Consider the following 16,894-nt stretch of genomic DNA (forward strand, 5'->3'; position numbering starts at 1 on the left):
TGGCCGGAGGCCCTGCTCAGGGTTCCTCCGGCCACGCGACGGACGGCTCTGGTGCTGCTGTGGTGCTACTGGACCTTGTAGATCCAGATCAGGGACGACGCCAGCTCACCGGTGGAGTCCCACTTGTACTGCCGGGCCAGACCCTGCCCGTCGTAATTCTTGACGAAGTTGACCAGGCCTGCCCGATCGGTGATGCCGGAGTCGATTCCGGTCAGCATGATCGTGGTCAGGTCGTAACCCTCGACCGAGTAGACGCCGGGCTCGGCCCCGTTGTTGACCTGCGCGTACGTCGCCGCAAATTCCTCGGGAGCCGGACCGCACGGGCACGACAGCACCGCGTCCTTGGTGGCCTGGCCACCCTGGGAGACGAACTGCGGATCGTTGGTGCCGTCGGCCGAGACGAAGGTCGCGGTCACGCCGGCGTCCCGCAGCTGCTGGACGAACGGCGCAGCCTCGGCGTAGTACCCGGCGTAGAACACCGCATCCGGAGCCGCACCCTTGACCAGCTGAACGGTCGCCGAGAAGTCCTTGTCGCCCACCTTGACCTGACCGGTGCAACCACCGTCGACCGCCGATCCGAGAGCCGGAGTGACTTCGGCCGCCAGTCCGGCACCGTAGGAGGAGCTGTCGTCGATGACGCAGACCTTCTTGTAGCCGAGGGTGTTGACCAAGTACTTGCCCACCGAGGGGCCCTGCACGCCGTCATTGGCCAGACCACGGAAGAAGTTGGTCCAGCCATTGGTGGTCAGCGAGACGCGGGTGGCCGACGCGGTCAGCGACAGCAGGTTGGCCTGGTTGAAGATCGGACCGGTGGCCTCGGTCTCACCGGAGAACGCCGGGCCGAGCAGCCCGATGACGCTGGTGTCGCCGACGATCTGCGGCGCGACCTGGGTGGCCTTCTGCGGATCACCCTCGGTGTCGAACTGCTTGATGGTGACGGTGCAGTTCGGGTTGGCCTTGTTGTGCTCCTCAATGGCCACGTTCGCGCCATAGAGGATGTTCAGGCCCAGAGCCGCGTTCGGCCCGGTGAGAGCGCCGGCCATGGCGATCGAGGTCGCCGGGCAGGTCGCCCCACCCTTGCCGGCCGCGGTGACCGGGGTCCCGCCGCTCGAGGCAGAGACTTCCTTGCCGTCCTTGTCGATCTGCAGCTGGGGCTGGATGGACAGGCCACCGGCCCCCGCACCGCCCGAGGCCGCGGCCGATCCCGAAGCGGCCGCCGAGCCCGACGCCGCCGCACTGGTCGTGGACCCGCTGTCGGTTGACTTCGATCCACAGGCTGCCAGCGTCAGTGCCGCAACCGCGGCCAACCCGACGACGGCGGTTCGCACCGAACGTCGATGCACGTGCCACCTCCGAAGATTTTGTTCACCGGTCGCGATCCGGCTGTGCCCAACTGGTGTCGACGTCGCCGACACGCGGGGAACCTATCCCACGGATGGCTCGCGGCACCGCATCTACGAGCCCTCGTAACCAAAATGCGACTCGCGGTTCACAAAAAACCCCCAAGCAGGTCACACGGGGTGATCAAAGTGACAGGTTATTCTCACCCGCTCGGTCCATCGGATGCGCCGTTCGTGCGTTGCCCGGAGACACAAACAGGGTCGGCGGGCGAACCCGCCGACCCTGGTCGGACAATCGTGGTGGAGCTCAGCTCTTGGCCGCGAGCCCTTCGAGCACCGCGTTGGCCACGGCCTGCATCGAGGTGCGCCGGTCCATCGCCGTGCGTTGGATCCAGCGGAAGGCCTCCGGCTCGGTCATCTTCTGATGCGTCATCAGCAGGCCCTTGGCCCGGTCGATGATCTTGCGGGCCTCCAGTCGCTGGCTGATGTCGGCCACTTCCTTGCGCAATGCGGCGGTCTCGGCGTACCGGGCAACGGCCAGTTCGATGGCCGGTAGCAGGTCGCCCTTGGAGAACGGCTTGACCAGGTAGGCCATGGCCCCGGCGTCCCGGGCCCGTTCGATGAGGTCCCGCTGTGAGAAGGCGGTCAGGATCACCACCGGGGCGATCTGCTCACCGACGATCTCCGCGGCCGCGTCGATGCCGTCCTTCTTGGGCATCTTGACGTCCATGATGACCAGGTCCGGGCGCAGTTCGGTGGCCATGGTGACGGCCTGTTCGCCGTCCACCGCCTGTCCGACGACCTCGAAGCCCTCTTCGGCCAGCATTTCCGACAGATCAAGCCTGATCAGCGCCTCGTCCTCGGCGATGAGCACCCTTTTCGGCGCAGTCATCGGCCACCTCCCCTACCATGCCGGCGGCCCCCGATCGGACGCCGGTCCGGTCAAGCGTATCGGCCCAATGTGACGAACGCGCGTACGGAAGGCTCGTGGCGGTGTGACACACACGCCTTTCCGCCCGGGCAACCGACATCGTTGTCAGGCGTCGGGGGGGCCGACCCGGGTCGGCCGCCCGGCCGGGCACCATTACGATGGTGCTGCCCCGGGCTGCCGGAGCCTGCCCCCGTATCCCAATTGGCAGAGGAAGCGGATTCAAATCCCGCACAGTGTGAGTTCGAGTCTCACCGGGGGCACCCAGCCGGCCTACGCGCGTCATCGAATGCGCCGGGCCGCATCACACCCGGTCAGTCGACGGTCAACACGGTCTTGCCGGGGCCGGAGCGGGTGGACTGCGCGGCGCCCGCCTGCCCGAGCGGATAGGTGGCCGCCACCGTCGGCGTGAGCAGTCCGTCCTCGACGAGCCGGACGAGTTCGGTCAGGCCCAGCCGATCCGACTCCACCAGCAACGCCGCGGTCCGCACCCCGCGCCGGGCGGCCGGCTCGGCGACCGGCTCGGCGACCGGGGGCAGGCTCTGGGCCAGGGTCGCCACCAGCGTCCCCCCGGGCCGCAGGGCCGCGACGGCCTGGCCCGCGTAGGCCCCGACCGTCTCGAACACGATGTCCAGGTCGCCGGCCACCGAGCTGAAGTCGGGCGTGGTGGTGTAGTCGATCACCTCGTCGGCGCCGAGCCCGCGCACGAAGGCGGCGTTGACCGCGGCGCCCGGCCAGCGGCAACGCGGCGGCCTGGGGTCAGCCGAATTCGTTCTGGCTGACGGCCAGCATGGTGTCGGTCATGGCGTCCACCCTCCGGGCGTGCACCGGGCCCGCCAGAGCGAACACGGCAGGCTTCGATGGGATCACGCCACGATGGGGGCCGTCCGCGGGTCGACCGGATCGGCGGCCCGGAATGTCCGCCGGTAGGCCAGCGGCGAGACGCTCAATTCGGCGTTTATGTGCTGACGCAACGAATCACGACGCATCGCCGGGCGGCCCGGTTGGCGACCTTTGCGGAAACCAGCGACGGAACAGCGGCGCGCATTCCCAGTGCGTCGTGGCCGGACGCCCGTCCAGCAGGCCCGCCGCGGCCAGCACGAAACCCCGGTGCAGATCGAGGCGATCCGGCTGCCGGGCCGACAGCGACCGAGCACAGCACGACCTCGTACCGCTCGTCCGCGGCGCCGAAGATGCGCGCGGGGATACCCAGCTCGAAGGGGTAGACGCCGTCCCGCACCAGGACCGCCACCACCCGGTGCCGGCGCCCGGTGATCATGGCCCGATTCTATCGGTGAGCACGAAAAGGGCGGCCGGCGTCAGGAGCCCGGACCGACCGTGTCGGCCGCGAACGCCTTCCGCAGGTCCTGGGCCGCCTCGGCGACGGCGGCCCGGGAACGCGCCGACAGGCCGATCATGTTGACGAACCCGTGGACCAGGTCGGGTTCGCGGCGCAGCAACACCGGCACCCCGGCCCGGGCCAGCCGCTCCCCGAACTGTTCCCCCTCGTCCCGCAGCGGGTCGAAGCCGGCGGTGATCAGCTGGGTCGGTGGCATCCCGGTCAGGTCGTCGGCCAGCAGGATCGACGCCCGGGGGTCGTCGTAGGCGCTGGTCGAGGGCAGGTAGTGGTCGCGGAACCAGACGATGTCGGCGTCGGTGAGCAGGAAGCCCTCGCCGAACTGCTCCCGCGAGGCGGTCCGGCCGATCACCGCGCACGGCGGGTAGAACAGCAGCAGCCGATCCGGGCCGGGTTCGCCGCCCCGAACGGCCAGGTGGGCCGCGACGGCGGCCAGATTGGCCCCGGCGCTGTCCCCGCCCAGGGCGATCGCACCGGGATCGGCGCCCAGGCTCGCCGCCCGGGCCCGGGCGAACCGCAGGCCGTCGACGGCGTCGATGACGGCGGCCGGGAACCGATGCTCGGGGGCCAGCCGGTAGGCCACGGCCAGGACCCGCAGTTGGGCGGTGACGGCCAGGAACCGGCACACCGTGTCGTGGCTGTTCAGGCTGCCGGTCACCCATCCCCCGCCGTGCAGGTAGACCAGCAGCGGCGAGCCGGCGGGCAGGCCGGCCGGTTCGTAGAGGCGGGCGGGCAGGGCCGGCCCGTCGCCGGCCCGGTCGATGATCAGGGCGCGGGTGTCGACGCCGGCCGGGGGTGGGCCGCCGACCAGGGCGGTCGCGACGTCCAGGTGCTCGCGGCGCCGGTCCACCGCCGCGGCCGGGGTGCCGGCACTGCTCATCCGCTCCAACCGCAGCAGCAGCTGCAGGTCGGGATCCAGGCGCGCGCCGTCGACGACGACCGGTGGGCCGGCCAGCTTCTCCCGGGCGGCGGGGGGCAGGGTGCCGAAGACGAGGCGGATCGCCTGCTCCAGCGCCAGGGTCGACCGCACCGCCGGAGCATAGGCCCTGACCGGGGGCGGGAGCGCCGGTGCGGGCCGACGAGTCAGGCGGGCAGCAGGGTCGGCGCGTAGACCATGGCCCGGCCCGGGGCCCCGGCCTGGCAGGTGAGCCACTGCGGCGGCGCCTGCGACGCGTGCACCTGCACCCGCACCTCGGTGCCGGCCACGCGCAGGGCGACCACGATCCGATGCGGGTCGCTGCGGTCGGCACCGGTGACGCGCACGTCGCGCCACCCGGCCGCCGGGAACCGTTGATGGGCCAGCACCATCGCCGCCTGCTCGGCCGAACCGAAGCCGACCCGGCCGCGCAGGCCGCCGGCGTCGACGACGCCGCGATCGGTGATCTCGACCAGCCCGGCGACCTGCTCGGGCTGCACCCGGCCGTAGAGCAGGCCGGCCGGCAGCACCAGCAGGTTGGCCGCGAACCGGTCGCCGCCGACATGGCTGCACTCCCAGACCCGTCCCGGCCGCAGGGCCTCCAGCGCGGCGGCCACCGGCCGGCCGCGGATGGCGCAGCAGGCGTCGTGGGTGCCGTGGGCGCAGACCAGATACTCGGGCTGGTCGGATGCTGTGTCGCCGGTTCCGGCCTCGCCGGACCGGCCGGCCGGCCGCTCCAGCACGGCGGCCACGTCCAACTCGAGCAGATCGCGGTCCTGGTCGAAGCGACCCCAGGTGACCTGCTCCCGGTCCGGGCGGCAATCGACGGCGGCCCACCGGCGGGCACCGTCGGCGACGTGCCGGCCCGGCCGGCGGATGGCCACCACCCGGATCCCGGCGGCTTCCAGCCGGGCGACCAGCCGGTGCGCCACGGCGGTGTCGAATCGGGACGCGAGCAGCCCGGTGCGGCCCCACGGGCCCGGCTGCTCCACCAGCAGCAGCCGGGACGCCGGAAAGGCGCTGCCGACCATCGGATCCCCGCGCCCCGTCGCCTGCACCGAGCAACGGTCGAACCGGTCGGCCGGCTCAGCCACCGTCGTCGGTCGCCGGTCCGGCCGCGCCGCCGTCCGGGCCGGGGGCCACAGCCGGGATCACAGTCGGGATCACAGCCGGAATCACGGCCGGGATCACGATGCCTTCGCGCAGCAACCGGCGGGCGACCACCAGCTGCTCGGCGTCGTCCAGGTTCGGCAGCTCGTCGGCGGTGAATGCCTTGCCGGACAACACGATCAGCAGCGCGGCGTGCACCTGTTCGGGCCAGCTGACGGTGGAGTCGATCAGGCTGAGCACCCATTTCTCACCCTGTTGCCGCAGCCGCGGCCGCAGGCCGGGGCGCAGCACCAGCGGGGTCTGCGGGTCCAGCGTCGCGGCCGCGCGCAGCTGGGCCAGCGGCGCGATCGGCGCCGGCCGGGTCTGCCCGACCTGCTGGGGCCCGACCCGTCGGGCCGCGGCCCGGTAGAGCTCGGGCCCGGCCTGACCGAGCCGGTCGACCAGCCGTTGCGCCGCCTGGCGCAGGTGGGTGGCCATGGCGTCGACGTCGGTGACGTCCACGCCCATGGGCAGGGATCGGCGCAGCTCGGGGTCGTCCTCGGCGGCGGCGATCAGTTCGCGGGCCAGGTCGTAACCGGTCAGCGGGTGCACGCCGATGGTCAGGTGGATCGACAGCTCACCCTGGGCGACGGCGGAATGCAGGTAGCCGCGGGGCAGGTACAGCGCGTCGCCCGGTCGCAGCAGGGCGTCGATGGCCGGCGCCTGGGCCGCGCGGTCCTGCACCTGGGCCCGGCGCCCGTCCCACGTCTGGTGCGGGAGCGGATCGGGCAGCACCGGCTCGTGGATGCGCCAGTGCTTGGTGCCGGCGATCTGCAGGACGAACACATCGTGGGTGTCGTAGTGCGACGCGAAGCCTTGATTCTGCGGCGGCGTGATGTAGGCGTTGATCTGGACCGGGTGCCCGAGCTCGGCGGCCAGCTCGCTGCCGAACCGGACCAGTGGCGGCCAGGTGCGGTGCAGTGCTTGCAGCACCAGCGTCGCCCCGCCGGCCAGTTGGGCCAGCACCTTGTCGTCGGCGACCTGGTCGGTGATGGTCGCGCCGGCGCCGCCGCCGCGGGTGAAGCTCGCGCTGGAGAGCACCGAGCCGTTCTTGGCCATCCGCAGGAACGGGGTACGCAGCCCTCGCTCGGAGACCAGTTCGTCGACGGAGTCGGCCGAGAACAGGTCGCTGAAGTCGTCGTTCAGCTCGGCCGCCGTGGTCAGCAGGGGGGCCTGCGCCCAGTAGCGCTGGGCGAAATCGTCCGCGTCGATGGCGATGCACCGCTGCACGGGTGACCAGTGACGCGGGGGGCGCCCGGCCGAGCCGGACGCCCCCGTCGAATCAAGGGCTGGCATCAGCCGGCGCCACCATCAGCGCCACCGTCGGCCCCGCCGTCCGCGCCACCGTCAGCGCCACCATCGGCCCCGCCGTCCGCGCCACCATCGGCGCCACCGTCGGCGCCCCCATCAGCACCGCCGTCGTGCACCCCGGGAACGCCACCGGCGCCACCGTCGGCCGGGCCCTCGGCCCCGCTGTCCGCGCCACCGTCCGCGCCACCATCAGCGCCACCGTCGGCACCACCATCAGCACCGCCGTCGTGCACCCCGGGAACGCCACCGGCGCCACCGTCGGCCGGGCCCTCGGCCCCGCTGTCCGCGCCACCATCAGCGCCACCGTCGGCTCCCCCGTCATGCACGCCGGGCACGCCGCTTGCCCCACCGTCGGCCGGACCCTCGGTCGCCGCGCCGCCGGTCGTGATGTCCTCGTCGCTCAAACCCATCGGAAACCCTCCATCGATGAACGTCTGGCGAACCCCCGCGGCCCGCAGACTCGCCGGTCCAGTACCCGAAACCGTGCCCGGGTAACGCTACTGAGTGGGTACGACGACGGCGACTCGAGGGTCCGACGGGGTGGTCAGCCGACGGGGTGGTCAGCCGACGGCGGCCCGCACCCGGGCCGCGACGGCCCGCAGGTCGGACTCGTCCGCGGCGGGGTCGACCGCGGTGGGCACGTCCAGGACGGCCGGGTCGATGGGCAGCTGCACCCAGCTGCGGCAGCCGCCGTACTCGGGCCGCACCGGAATCTCGATCGGGGCGGGCAGCGGCCGGGCCGAGACCACGATCGCGGCCAGCCGGTGCTTGGGCCGAAAGTCGATGCGGTTGGTCCGGACCGACTCGGTGGTCCAGATGTGCAGCGGCGCCAGCTCGGCGATCCGGTCCGGCCGGGCCACCTCGACGACCTCGACCACCGACAGCACGGCCCGCACGACGACGGTCCCCTCGGTGACGTCGGCGGTGCCCAGCGGCAGCAGGTCGGCGTGTTCGGGACGGGTCGATGCGGCGTGGCTGTGCGCCACCGTCGGGTACAGCAGGAACCGCGAATCCTCGAGCGTGAAACGCTTTTCGTGGATGCCGCCCTTGCGCAGCAGTACCCGCTGCCGCCCCTGCAGCAGGGCGTGCGCCGCCGCGCCCCATTCCTTGAGGGCGATCAACGCAGCCGGACCAGACCCTCCTGGACCACGGTGGCCAGCATCCGGCCCTCCCGGTCGAAGAAGTGGCCGGTGCCCAGCCCGCGGGCGCCCGAGGCACTGGGCGAGCGGGTGTCGTAGAGCAGCCACTCGTCGGCCCGGAAGGGGCGGTGGAACCACATGGCGTGATCCAACGAGGCGGCCTGCATGTTGTCGTACTCGAAGGAGAGCGCGTGCGTCTTGAGCACCGAGTACAGCAACGTCAGGTCGGACAGGTAGGCCAACAGGCACACGTGCAGCAGGTCGTCGTCGGGCAGAACGCCGTCGGTGCGGAACCAAACCCGGCTGTGCGCACCGATTTCCGGCCCGGTGAGCCGCGATTCCCAGGGCGGGTCGTCGATGTAGCGCACGTCGAAGGGCCGCGGGATCTGACCCCAGACCGCCATCCGGTCCTTGAACGGGGCGATCCGCTCGGCGTAGGTGGGCAGCGACTCGGGCGGGGGCACCGAGGGCATCGGCTCCGCGTGATCGACCCCGGGTTCGTCGACCTGGAACGAGGCCGACATGGTGAAGATCGGCTTGCCGTGCTGGATCGCGACGACCCGCCGGGTGGTGAACGAGACCCCGTCCCGGGCCCGGTCCACCTGGTAGACGATCGGCTGCCGCGGGTTGCCCGGCCGCAGGAAGTAAGCGTGCAGCGAATGCACCCGCCGTTCGCTGGGCACCGTGCGACCGGCGGCGGTCAACGCCTGCGCGGCGACCTGCCCGCCGAAGACGCGCTGCGGCGACATCTCGGGTGAGACGCCCCGGTAGAGGTTGTCCTCGATCCGCTCCAGATCGAGCAAGGCGACCAGGGAGTCGACGACGCCCTGCCCGCGCAGCACCCCGTCGGTGTCCCGGACCTCAGCCGGTCCGGCAGCCGATTCGGGCGCCGCCGGACTCGGAACCGCCGATGCGCCGGCCACCGCATCGTTCGCGGTGGCCGGCGCAGCCGACGACTCCGGATCACCGTGGCCCCGGTGCCCGAAGATCGCCATCAGTCTTTGTGGCTCAGCCGGTGCACCCGAATGAGGTTGGTGGAACCGGAGGTGTTCGGCGGCGCGCCGGCCACGATGACCACGGTGTCGCCGGATTCGAACCCGGGGATCTCCAACATGGCCTGGTCGACCTGCTCGACCATCTCGTCGGTGGTGTCCACCGGCGGGGTGACGAAGGTCCGCACGCCCCAGGTCAGGGCGAGCTGGTTGCGCACCTCTTCCTTCGGCGTGAACGCGATGACCGGCAGCCCGGTGTGCAGGCGGGCCATCCGGCGCACGGTGTCACCGGTGAAGGTGAACGCGATGACGGCCTTGGCGTCGATCCGCTCGGCGATGTCGCGGGCCGCGAAAGACAGCACGCCACCACGGGTTCGCGGGGTGTGGGTCAGCGCGGGGGCGGCGACCGACTCGGTCTCGACGGCCTCGATGATCCGGGCCATGGTCTTGACGGCGATGATCGGGTACTTGCCGACGGAGGTCTCCCCGGACAGCATGACCGCGTCGGCCCCGTCCAGGATGGCGTTGGCGACGTCCGAGGCCTCGGCCCGGGTCGGCCGGGAGTGCTCGATCATCGAGTCGAGCATCTGGGTGGCGACGATGACCGGGCGGGCGTTCTCCCGGGCCACCTGCACGGCGCGCTTCTGGACCAGCGGCACCTGCTGCAGCGGCAGCTCGACGCCCAGATCGCCGCGGGCGACCATGATTCCGTCGAACGCGCGCACGATCGCTTCGAGATTGGCGACGGCCTCGGGCTTTTCCAGCTTGGCGATGACCGGGCGGCGATCGGCCCCGACCTCGTCCATCACGTTGCGGACCAGGTCGACGTCGGTCGGCGAGCGGACGAAGGACAGCGCGATCACGTCGACACCCAGGGACAGCGCGAACTTCAGGTCGGCGATGTCCTTCTCGGACATGGCCGGCACCGAGACGTTCATGCCGGGTAGCGAGATGCCCTTGTTGTTGGAGACGGGGCCGCCCTCGGTGACCGAGCAGGTCACGTCGTCGCCGTCGACGGCGGTGACGACCAGGCCGACCTTGCCGTCGTCGATCAGCAGACGGTCACCCGGGCGGGCGTCCCGGGCCAGGCCCTTGTAGGTGGTGGACACCCGGTCCTTGGAGCCGACGACATCCTGCACCGTGATGGTCACCGTGTCGCCGGTGTTCCAGTCGTGCGGGCCGTCGGCGAACCGGCCGAGGCGGATCTTGGGGCCCTGCAGGTCGGCCATGATGGCCAGCGCCTTGCCGGAAGACCTGGCCGCATCCCGCAGCCGGTGGTAGATCACTTCGTGGTCCGCGTAATCACCGTGCGAGAAATTCATCCGGGCCACGTTCATCCCGGCGTCCAGCAGAGCGGCGATCGCCTCCTCCGACGAGGTGGCCGGACCCAAGGTGCAGACGATCTTTGCGCGACGAGTCATGCCTGTACCCTAGCGGACTTCTGAACCGATACAGAAGACAGGGTCACATGATCATAATGTGATCGCTGTCGCACCCTGGGGTCCCGCCACCGCGTCCCCCGCCCCCCGAAAATCAGCGAGGGCGGGGGGCGCGGTCCCGGTCAGCGCAGGGCGGTGGCGGTCGGTTCCAGCGGGTCCGGCAGGAAGCTCTGGCCGGCCAGGTAGGCATCGACACCTGCGGCCGCGGAACGACCTTCGGCGATCGCCCAGACGATCAGGGACTGGCCGCGGCCGGCATCGCCGGCGACGAAGACGCCCGGCACCGAGGTCATGTAGTTCTCGTCGCGCACGATGGTGCCGCGCGAGGAGATCTCCACGCCGAGCGCGTCCAGCAGGCCCGGCCGCTCGGGGCCGACGAAGCCCAGGGCGATCAGGATCATGTCGGCGTCGATGTGGAACTCGGTGCCCTCGGTCGGGATGAAGCCGCCCGGAATCCGCTTGCCCTCGACCAGGTTCAGGCCGGTGACCTTGCCGTCCTGGCCCTCGATGGAGGTCGAGTTGACGCCGAAGACCCGCTCGCCACCCTCCTCGTGGGCGGCCGAGATCCGCAGCATCAGCGGGTAGGTCGGCCACGGGGTGGACTGATCACGGGTGGGCGGCGGCATCACGTGGATGTCCAGCTGGGTCACCGAGGCCGCGTTCTGCCGCAGCGCGGTGCCGTAGCAGTCGGCCCCGGTGTCGCCGCCGCCGATGATCACCACCCGCTTGCCCTCGGCGCTGATCTCGACCTGCTCGCGGTTGCCCTCGCAGACCTCGTTCTGCTGAATCAGGTACGGCATCGCCAGGTGCACGCCGTCCAGATCCCGGCCGTCCACCGTCAGCTCCCGGGGAACGGTGGACCCGGTGGCGATGATGGTGGCGTCGAAATCGGACTGCAGCTTGTCGACGGTGACGTCGCCGTCGCCGTCACCGCCGACGGCACAGCCGGCGACGAACGTGACGCCCTCGGCCTCCATCTGGGCCAGCCGGCGGTCCAGCACGTCCCGGGCCATCTTGAACTCGGGGATGCCGTAGCGCATCAGACCGCCGATGCGGCCGTCCCGCTCGAAGACGGTCACCGCATGCCCGGCCCGGGCCAGCTGCTGGGCGGCGGCCAGGCCGGCCGGACCGGACCCGATCACCGCGACCGAACGGCCGGTGGACAGTTCGGCCGGCCGGGGCTCCAGGCCGTCGCCGTCGGCGATGGCCCGGTCGGCGATTTCCTGCTCGACCAGCTTGATCGAGACCGGGTCGTCGGCGATGCCCAGCACGCAGGCACCCTCGCAGGGCGCCGGGCACAACCGCCCGGTGAACTCCGGGAAGTTGTTGGTCGCGTGCAGCCGGTCGGAGGCCTCGGCCCACTTGCCGGTGCGGACCAGGTCGTTCCACTCCGGGATGATGTTGCCCAGCGGGCAACCCTGGTGGCAGAACGGGATGCCGCAGTCCATGCACCGGGCGGCCTGGTTGCGGGTGGCCTGCTCGTCGTAGGGCTCGTAGACCTCGCGCCAGTCCTTCAGGCGCAGCGGGATGGGCCGGCGCGCCGGCCCGCCCCGGGTGTGCTTGAGGAATCCACTCGGATCAGCCATGACTGGCCTCCATGATCATCTCGTCGGCGTCGACCCCGAGCGCGGCGGCCTCGGCGCGCAACCCCAGCACCCGTCGGTAGTCGCGGGGCATCACCCGGGAGAACCGGACCGCGGCGATCGGCCAGTCGGCCAGCAGCGCGGCCGCTACCCGGGAACCGGTCAGCTTGGCGTGCGAACCGATGACCTCACCCAGCCAGGCCACCTCGTCGACGTCCAGCGCCTCCAGGTCGACCAGCTCCGGGTTCACCTTGGCCGGTTCCGGGTCGAGCAGGTAGGCGATGCCACCGCTCATGCCAGCCCCGACGTTGCGTCCGGTGCGGCCCAGGATGACCACCCGGCCACCGGTCATGTACTCGCAGGCATGGTCGCCCGTGCCCTCGACCACCATCAGCGCACCCGAGTTGCGGACGGCGAACCGCTCGCCCACCCGGCCGCGCAGGTAGATCTCGCCGGAGGTGGCGCCGTAACCGATGGTGTTGCCGGCGATCACCTGGGTCTTGACCCCGGGCGCCTGGGACGGCGAGTTCTCGTCCGGCCGGACCACGATCCGGCCCCCGGACAGGCCCTTGCCCACGTAGTCGTTGGCGTCGCCGAGCAGATCGATGGACACCCCGCGAGGCAGGAACGCGCCCAGCGACTGGCCGGCGGTGCCGGTCAGGTTGACCTCGATCGTGTGGTCGGGCAGCCCCTCCGGGCCGTGCACCCGGGTGACCTCGGAGCCGAGCATGGTGCCGGCGGTGCGGTCGACGTTGCGGATGGGCAGGTCGATGCGCACCCCCCGGGCATCCTGCAGGGCCGGGGCGGCCAGCTTGATCAACTGGGCGTCCAGGGTCTTGGACAGGTCGTGCCGGGCCGGGTTGGTGCACGAGTACTCGCTGGCCACCTGCGGGATCTCCAGCAGCGGGGCCAGATCCAGCCCGCGGGCCCGGTGGTGCTCCACCGCGGCCGAGACGTCCAGCATCTCGGCATGCCCGACGGCCTCGTTCACCGAGCGGAACCCGAGCGCGGCCAGGTACTCCCGGACCATCTCGGCCACGTAGAGGAAGAAGGTCTCCACGAACTCGGGGGTGCCGGTGTAGCGCTCGCGCAGCACCGGATTCTGGGTGGCGATGCCCACCGGGCAGGTGTCCAGGTGACAGACCCGCATCATCACGCAGCCGGCGACCACCAGCGGCGCGGTGGAGAAGCCGAACTCCTCCCCGCCCAGCAGCATGGCCACGACGACGTCCCGCGGGGTGCGCAGGCCGCCGTCGACCTGCACCCGCACCTGCTCGCGCAGCTGGTTGATGCGCAGCGTCTGCTGGGTCTCGGCGATGCCGAGCTCCCACGGCTGGCCCGCGTGCTTGAGCGAGGTCAGGGGCGCCGCGCCGGTGCCGCCGTCGTAGCCGGCGATGATCACCTTGTCGGCGTGCGCCTTGGTGACGCCGGCCGCGACCGTGCCCACGCCGGGCTCGGAGACCAGCTTGACCGACACGTCGGCCGCCGGGTTGGCGTTGCGCAGGTCGTGGATGAGCTGCTTGAGGTCCTCGATCGAGTAGATGTCGTGGTGCGGCGGCGGCGAGATCAGCCCGACGCCGGCGGTGGCGTGCCGGGTCGAGGCGATCCACGGGTAGACCTTGCTGCCGGGCAGCTGACCACCCTCACCGGGCTTGGCCCCCTGGGCCATCTTGATCTGGATCTCGGCCGCGTTGACCAGGTACGGGCTGGTCACGCCGAACCGGCCGGAGGCGACCTGCTTGATCGCCGACCGGCGCACCGGGTCGAGCAGCCGGTCGACGTCCTCGCCGCCCTCGCCGGTGTTGGACTTGCCGCCCAGCCGGTTCATCGCGATGGCCAGCGTCTGGTGCGCCTCGATCGAGATCGAGCCGTAGGACATGGCCCCGGTGACGAACCGCTTGACGATCTCGCTGGCCGGCTCGACCTCCTCCAGCGGCACGGGGGTGGCGTCGGCGGTGCGCAGCTCGAACAGCCCGCGCAGCGTGCCGCCCTGCTTGGTCAGCTTGTCGACCGTCTCGGCGTAGCGGCGGAAGATCTTCTGCTGCTTGCTCCGGGTGGAGTGCTGCAGCAGGTAGACCGTCTCCGGGTTGAACAGGTGGATCTCGCCCTCACGGCGCCACTGGTACTGGCCGCCGATCTCCAGCCCCCGGTGCTCCAGGGTCTGCGGGTTCGGCACGAAGGCCAGCGCGTGCCGGGCGGCCACGTCGTTGGCGATGGTGTCCAGGCCGCTGCCGCCGGTGCGGGTGGTGCTGCCGGTGAAGTACTCGTCGAGCACGTCCTGGTTCAGGCCGAAGACGGCGAACACCTGCGCGGCCCGGTACGAGCCGACGGTGGAGATGCCCATCTTGCTCATCACCTTGAGCACGCCCTTGCCCAGCGCGTAGACGGTGTTCTTGACCGCCTTCTCCGGGGTGACGTCGCCCAGCTGGCCGTGCCGGGACAGGTCCTCGGCGGTCTCGATGGCCAGGTAGGGGTTGACCGCGCCGGCGCCGTAGCCCAGCAGGGTCGCGATGTGGTGGACCTCGCGGGCATCGCCGGACTCGACGACCAGCGCGACCTTGGTCCGCGACTTCTGCCGGACCAGGTGCTGGTGCACCGCCGAGGTCAGCAGCAGCGACGGGATCGGCGCCTTGTCGGCGGTGGAGTGCCGGTCCGAGAGCATGATCACCCGCGCGCCGCGGGCGATGGCCTCGTCGGTCTCCAGCCGACATCGCTCGATCGCGGCGGCGAGCGCTTCCCCACCGCCGTGCACGTCGTACAGGCCCGAGATGGTGGCCGAGGCGAAGCCGGGCAGGTTGCCGTCGGCATTCATGCCCATCAGCTTGGCCAGGTCGTCGTTGTCCAGGACCGGGAACGGCAGCACCACCTGGCGACACGACCACGGCCCGGGTTCGAGCAGGTTGGCCTCCGGCCCGATCACCGAGGACAGCGAGGTGACCACGGCCTCCCGGATCGCGTCCAGCGGCGGGTTGGTGACCTGCGCGAACAGCTGGGTGAAGTAGTCGAAGATCTGCCGCGGCCGCTGCGAGAGCACGGCCTCGGGGGTGTCGGTGCCCATCGAGCCGATGCCCTCGGCGCCGGTGGCCGCCATCGGGGTCAGGATGATCCGCAGCTCTTCCTCGGTGTAGCCGAAGATGCGCTGGCGGGCCAGCACGCTGCGGTGCGAGACGGTGACGTGCTCCCGCGGCGGCAGCTCGGTCAGCCGCATCAGACCGGCGTGCACCCAGTCCCGGTACGGGTGCTCGGCGGCCAGCGAGGTCTTCACATCGGTGTCGTTGAGGATCTTGCCCTGGTCGGTGTCGACCAGGAACATCCGGCCCGGCTGCAGCCGGCCGCGCTCGATGACCTTCTCCGGGGCGATCGGCAGCACGCCCGCCTCGGAGGCCAGCACCACGATGTCGTCGCTGGTCAGCCACCAGCGGCCGGGGCGCAGCCCGTTGCGGTCGAGCACCGCGCCGAGCAGGGTGCCGTCGGTGAAGGTGACACAAGCCGGACCGTCCCACGGCTCGATCAGCGAGGCGTGGAACTCGGCGAACCCGCGGATGGCCGGGTCCAGGGTGGCGTTGTTCTCCCAGGCCTCCGGGATCATCATCATCACCGCGTGCGGCAGGCTCCGGCCGCCCAGGTGCAGCAGCTCGAGCACCTCGTCCAGCGACGCCGAGTCCGACGCCGCCCCCGGGGTGACGATCGGGAACGCCCGGGACAGGTCGCCCGGGATCAGCTTGGAGGACAGCATGGCCTCGCGGGCCCGCATCCGGTTGCGGTTGCCGCGGACGGTGTTGATCTCACCGTTGTGCGCCAGGTACCGGAACGGGTGGGCCAGCGGCCACGCCGGGAACGTGTTGGTGGAGAACCGGGAGTGCACGATGGCGATCGCGCTCATCGTCCGCTTGTCGGTGATGTCGGCGTAGAACGCCGGCAGCTGCTCGGTGGTGAGCATGCCCTTGTAGACGATGGTGCGGCTGGACAGCGACGGGAAGTAAACCCCGTCCCCGCCGATCTCGGCCTGCGACTCGTGTTCGATCCGCTTGCGGGCCGGGTAGACCATCCGGTCCAGCTCCAGCCCGTAGGGCAGGTCGCCGTCCTCGCCGACCGGGCCGGCGACGAACAGCTGCTCGAACGCGGGCATGACGTCCAGCGCCATCTGCCCGACGCCGGCGCCCTGCGCGTCGGTCGGCACAGTGCGCCAGCCCAGCAGGGTCAGGTTCTCCCCGCCGAGCACGCGGTTGACGATGGCCTTGGCCTTGGCCCGCTCGGCCGGGTCGACCGGCAGCATGGCGATGCCGACCGCGTACGCCTGGCCGTGCCGGGGGTCGGGGCTGACCGGCAGCTCGAAGTCCACCTCGGCCCGCAGCAGCTCGTCGGGCACCTGGATCAGGATGCCGGCGCCGTCACCGACCGCCGGATCGGCGCCGGCGGCGCCGCGGTGGTCCAGGTTGATCAGCGCGGTCACGCCGTTGCTGACGATCGAGTGGCTGCGTCGGCCCTTGATGTCGGCCACCGCGGCCACGCCGCAGGCGTCGCGTTCGTATTGTGGGTCGTACAGCCCCTGGGGGGCGGGTGTTGCCGAGAACTTCACGGCAGACCTCCCGTCGTCGGCAAGGCGACCGCACCGGCGGCAGCCGGCACGGTGGACAGAAGAAAAGCGGTGCACACAACGGTCCCGGTCAGGCTGCGGCGTGCGTGCTGACCGGTGGGGCGGCGGGCCGTCTGCGGCGGAGGAGACCAGCCACCGGGCCC

General features: G+C 71.4%; 12 protein-coding genes, 1 tRNA gene and 1 pseudogene. 1 reads left to right on the forward strand and 13 read right to left on the reverse strand.

The annotated features are described in order from the left end of the window. Nucleotides 1–65 precede the first annotated feature (65 nt). Nucleotides 66–1,328, reverse strand: coding sequence for a branched-chain amino acid ABC transporter substrate-binding protein (locus NAMU_RS15105; RefSeq protein ID WP_245544814.1), 1,263 nt, complete (start codon nucleotides 1,326–1,328; stop codon nucleotides 66–68). Nucleotides 1,329–1,647: 319 nt separating this feature from the next. After that, entirely contained in the window at nucleotides 1,648–2,232 is a 585-nt protein-coding gene (locus NAMU_RS15110) for an ANTAR domain-containing response regulator (RefSeq protein WP_015748265.1), read from the reverse strand. A 225-nt stretch (nucleotides 2,233–2,457) separates the two neighbouring features. On the opposite strand from NAMU_RS15110, the gene NAMU_RS15115 reads away from it, so the two are divergent. Further along, nucleotides 2,458–2,531, forward strand: a tRNA-Leu gene (locus NAMU_RS15115). A gap of 51 nt (nucleotides 2,532–2,582) precedes the next feature. Here NAMU_RS15115 and NAMU_RS15120 read toward each other — a convergent pair. From NAMU_RS15120 to gltB, 11 genes and pseudogenes are all read right to left on the reverse strand, one after another. Then, nucleotides 2,583–2,975 (reverse strand): zinc-binding dehydrogenase, encoded by a 393-nt coding sequence (locus NAMU_RS15120; protein WP_052307957.1) that lies wholly within the window; start codon nucleotides 2,973–2,975, stop codon nucleotides 2,583–2,585. A gap of 307 nt (nucleotides 2,976–3,282) precedes the next feature. After that, a pseudogene (locus NAMU_RS28450) lies at nucleotides 3,283–3,547 on the reverse strand (AraC family transcriptional regulator); the annotation flags it as partial. 40 nt (nucleotides 3,548–3,587) lie between these two features. Next, a complete protein-coding gene (locus NAMU_RS15125; RefSeq protein WP_015748266.1) occupies nucleotides 3,588–4,655 on the reverse strand; it encodes an alpha/beta hydrolase in 1,068 nt (355 codons plus the stop codon). A 53-nt stretch (nucleotides 4,656–4,708) separates the two neighbouring features. Continuing rightward, the gene (locus tag NAMU_RS15130; RefSeq protein ID WP_138180230.1) at nucleotides 4,709–5,599 is read right to left on the reverse strand and encodes a sucrase ferredoxin; all 891 of its coding nucleotides are present in this window, start codon (nucleotides 5,597–5,599) and stop codon (nucleotides 4,709–4,711) included. A 28-nt stretch (nucleotides 5,600–5,627) separates the two neighbouring features. Further along, complete coding sequence (locus NAMU_RS15135) at nucleotides 5,628–6,986, reverse strand: cupin domain-containing protein (RefSeq protein ID WP_015748268.1); 1,359 nt, start codon at nucleotides 6,984–6,986, stop codon at nucleotides 5,628–5,630. Next, entirely contained in the window at nucleotides 6,973–7,305 is a 333-nt protein-coding gene (locus NAMU_RS15140; protein ID WP_174299010.1) for a hypothetical protein, read from the reverse strand. Before NAMU_RS15140 ends, NAMU_RS15135 begins: the two co-directional genes overlap by 14 nt. Nucleotides 7,306–7,561: 256 nt before the next feature. Continuing rightward, on the reverse strand, nucleotides 7,562–8,122 hold the full coding sequence (locus tag NAMU_RS15145; RefSeq protein ID WP_015748270.1) for a DUF1802 family protein: 561 nt from the start codon (nucleotides 8,120–8,122) through the stop codon (nucleotides 7,562–7,564). Then, complete coding sequence (gene tesB / locus NAMU_RS15150) at nucleotides 8,119–9,063, reverse strand: acyl-CoA thioesterase II (protein ID WP_015748271.1); 945 nt, start codon at nucleotides 9,061–9,063, stop codon at nucleotides 8,119–8,121. Before tesB ends, NAMU_RS15145 begins: the two co-directional genes overlap by 4 nt. 71 nt (nucleotides 9,064–9,134) lie before the next feature. Beyond that, the gene (pyk, locus tag NAMU_RS15155) at nucleotides 9,135–10,553 is read right to left on the reverse strand and encodes a pyruvate kinase (RefSeq protein ID WP_015748272.1); all 1,419 of its coding nucleotides are present in this window, start codon (nucleotides 10,551–10,553) and stop codon (nucleotides 9,135–9,137) included. Nucleotides 10,554–10,693: 140 nt separating this feature from the next. After that, nucleotides 10,694–12,157, reverse strand: a complete 1,464-nt coding sequence (locus NAMU_RS15160; protein ID WP_015748273.1) for a glutamate synthase subunit beta — start codon at nucleotides 12,155–12,157, stop codon at nucleotides 10,694–10,696. Then, on the reverse strand, nucleotides 12,150–16,733 hold the full coding sequence (gene gltB / locus NAMU_RS15165; RefSeq protein ID WP_015748274.1) for a glutamate synthase large subunit: 4,584 nt from the start codon (nucleotides 16,731–16,733) through the stop codon (nucleotides 12,150–12,152). Before gltB ends, NAMU_RS15160 begins: the two co-directional genes overlap by 8 nt. Nucleotides 16,734–16,894 lie beyond the last annotated feature (161 nt).

Origin of the sequence: Nakamurella multipartita DSM 44233 (assembly GCF_000024365.1) — a bacterium.
Classification (GTDB): Bacteria; Actinomycetota; Actinomycetes; order Mycobacteriales; family Nakamurellaceae; genus Nakamurella; species Nakamurella multipartita.